This window comes from Luteolibacter pohnpeiensis (assembly GCF_016595435.1).
GTDB classification, from domain to species: domain Bacteria; phylum Verrucomicrobiota; class Verrucomicrobiia; order Verrucomicrobiales; family Akkermansiaceae; genus Luteolibacter; species Luteolibacter pohnpeiensis.
This window is the reverse complement of record NZ_JAENIJ010000088.1, coordinates 1-2,572: the sequence shown is the minus strand read 5'-3', so window position 1 is coordinate 2,572 and position 2,572 is coordinate 1. Positions and strand designations below refer to the sequence as shown.

The 2,572-nt window shown below is 51.1% G+C and carries 4 protein-coding genes; all 4 read left to right on the top strand.

Features of this window, described 5'->3' with window-relative positions:
• The first annotated feature begins 112 nt into the window (after positions 1-112).
• Complete coding sequence (locus tag JIN85_RS20085) at positions 113-628, top strand: hypothetical protein (RefSeq protein ID WP_200274208.1); 516 nt, start codon at positions 113-115, stop codon at positions 626-628.
• A gap of 100 nt (positions 629-728) precedes the next feature.
• A complete protein-coding gene (locus JIN85_RS20080) occupies positions 729-1,088 on the top strand; it encodes a hypothetical protein (protein ID WP_200274206.1) in 360 nt (119 codons plus the stop codon).
• Positions 1,089-1,137: 49 nt separating this feature from the next.
• Positions 1,138-1,608, top strand: coding sequence for a hypothetical protein (locus JIN85_RS20075; protein ID WP_200274204.1), 471 nt, complete (start codon positions 1,138-1,140; stop codon positions 1,606-1,608).
• Between the two features lie 14 nt (positions 1,609-1,622).
• A complete protein-coding gene (locus JIN85_RS20070) occupies positions 1,623-2,018 on the top strand; it encodes a ferredoxin (RefSeq protein WP_200274202.1) in 396 nt (131 codons plus the stop codon).
• The last annotated feature ends 554 nt before the right edge of the window (positions 2,019-2,572 follow it).

Sequence of the window (2,572 nt, the reverse complement as noted above, 5' to 3'; positions counted from 1 at the left end):
CAATGAATGAAAACCAAGCAGAACAAGGCAGCGCATCCGACGGCTATCAGCCTGGTAGTTGACTTTGTTGCTTCCATCCCGCCGCAGATGGCCTTTAACGTTCTGCTACGAAATGAAGCGCACTATGTCCCTCTTCAGCTTGATCGTGGGACTAATATTTCTAATCCTATTAGTCAGAAGCCGAGGTTTGGATGAAGGTTTTGAATTTGGTAATGAATACCTGACGGAGAGCGGATTTCGCAATGAATGGTTCCTTTCTTTCGGATGGGGTCCGCATGGGATTCGATTGTTTCGAAGACTTGAATCTGAAAACCTCACAATCGAGAAAGATAAAGATGAAATCGGACAATTTGTTTCGACGCTTGATGGTGGAACATGGGATGCTTGGAGTGCTCCCTACGAAAAGTGCATTTCTTGGGGCTGGCCAGTGGAGACCTTTTGGAACAGACAAGGCTTTTGGTGGTCTGATCAGAGATTCAAGGGAGACAATGAGTGGAGACGACGCATCTCTTTAGTTGCCGTTCCTCTGTGGCTCCCCGTTGGCGTTTTTGTCGCATTCAGCTTCATACCGTTCGTGGGCACTCGGCGAAATAGAAGAGCAGAACAAGTCGGCGCACCTAACCGCTGACCCGCCGCGAGTCGAAATTTCACCGTAATGACAACCTCAACCCAGAGTCGGAGCACCGCCGCTGGTCAGCGGTAGATGGCCTTATACGTTCGGCAAGAATATGAAGACACGAATCGGAAAGCCTTCGGCCCTGATTGGGGCGATCCTGGAAGCCGGAGTTCGTGCCATTCTGATTTCCGTCTGCATTGAGATTGCGCTTCTGGTGTTGGCCTTTGGTATTGGGATAGGCGTTTGGATCACGAAGGGGTTTCTCTACGGGATTGCTGTAGGCATCATGGCATTAGCAGTAGGGCAGGCGTTTGCTGTCCTAATTATTGACATGACCTTGTTGGTCGATGATCACCCACAAGGATCGGCTCAGGCGCAGTCTGATAGCGAGGTGTTGGCGGAGCTCAGAAGAGAACTTGAAACAACCGCCGAACAAGCCGCGGCATCCGACGGCGACAAGCCGCCAATTTGATTTCGAGCTTCCATCCCGCCGCGGATGCGCTCAAACGTTAGCTCAAGAAATGAAACGCAAAGTCCTTCAGCACTACGCGGACGTCCTTTGCCACATGGCCATTGGTTGGCGTATGGGCGACGATTTGGAACTGCTGGCTGATCTGCCTTCTGGAACGATCCACTTCGACATCCTCGAAGGACGAGCGGTTCACGACACCCGCGGCGATATTGACCTTCGCATTGCGTCCGAGATGAAGGCATGGTTGCTCGATCGACTTTCGAAGGATCGTATCCCAATTGAAGCGATTCAGGCTGCCACATTGAAAGTTGGAATGAACACAGACCGAATCAAGACAGACAAGAAGCGGGTGGTATCCTTTGATTGGCAGTGTCACAGCGCGATCTCAACCGACGAGAAGACTTACGAGGTAGAATTGATAGACAGACACGCTTGGCATTCCCGAGTCCAACCCGAAGAAACGAAAACAAGCAAACAAGTCGGTGGAGGCAACCGGCTAAAGCCGGTGCCTCACCTTTGACGTTCGCTGAAGAAATGAACTTCGCCCATCGATACCCACTCAATGTTCCGGGCAAGTTCTACGTGGATGATCAGTGCACGGATTGCGATTTGTGCCGTGAATGCGCCCCGAATAACATCCGCAGAGACGACCGCTACGGTCAGTCATACGTTTACAAGCAGCCCGAGTCTGATGAGGAGGTAGCGGCGATCATGGAGGGCGTCGAAGGTTGCCCGACGGAAGCCGTGAGGAATGATGGAGATCAGCATGATTGGGATCGAGAGCCGATTATCGATTGGGCTGCTTCTTTGGGGCGCTTTGACTATGAGGCGAGCTTTGAGACTGCAGCACCAGTGATACCCTATGAGCAGACCTTGGAGGAGGAGAGACTCGCCATGGAGAAGTGGAAGGCGGAGAACGAGAAACCCTGATGGAAGAAGCTCTTTTCGTGAACACAACAATCCCAACAGCGAACAAGTCAGTGGTGGCAACGGCGGACAACGCTGCTGGTTCGCTTCGCTCTAGACGCCTCAATCCCGCCGTGCCACACTTCAAACGTTCGCATCATTCAAAATATAACCCATGAGAATACAAAGCAAAGAAAAGCATTCAGCTTGGATTGTCAGCATCAAGTGGACAATCATATTTCTGATCGTTGCATTGCTCGTTCTTGTTATAATCGGTCTGTATGTGGGAGATGTTGGCTTCTTTTTGCGGTGGTTCTTCGGACTAGAGACTGATACTTAGACCATGGATTCTTTAACTTGGGTCTTTCGACGTGAGTGAAGTCAGCTCGACTTGAACAGAACGGGCGAACAAGGCTGCACACCCGACGGCGATCAGCCTGTGAGTTAGTTTTCAAGCTTTCATCCCGCCGCGGATGGCCTTATACGTTCGCTCAAGAACCACAAAACAAGCCTCCAATGCCCATATCCTTTGGCATAGATCCAGCAGAAGAAGCCAGAGATCGCATATTCTTGGCATG

Bases quoted from the DNA above. Each gene is read 5' to 3' on its own strand.
- JIN85_RS20085 (WP_200274208.1), top strand. From the start codon at position 113: ATGAAGCGCACTATGTCCCTCTTCAGCTTGATCGTGGGACTAATATTT.
- JIN85_RS20080 (WP_200274206.1), top strand. From the start codon at position 729: ATGAAGACACGAATCGGAAAGCCTTCGGCCCTGATTGGGGCGATCCTG.
- JIN85_RS20075 (WP_200274204.1), top strand. From the start codon at position 1,138: ATGAAACGCAAAGTCCTTCAGCACTACGCGGACGTCCTTTGCCACATG.
- JIN85_RS20070 (WP_200274202.1), top strand. From the start codon at position 1,623: ATGAACTTCGCCCATCGATACCCACTCAATGTTCCGGGCAAGTTCTAC.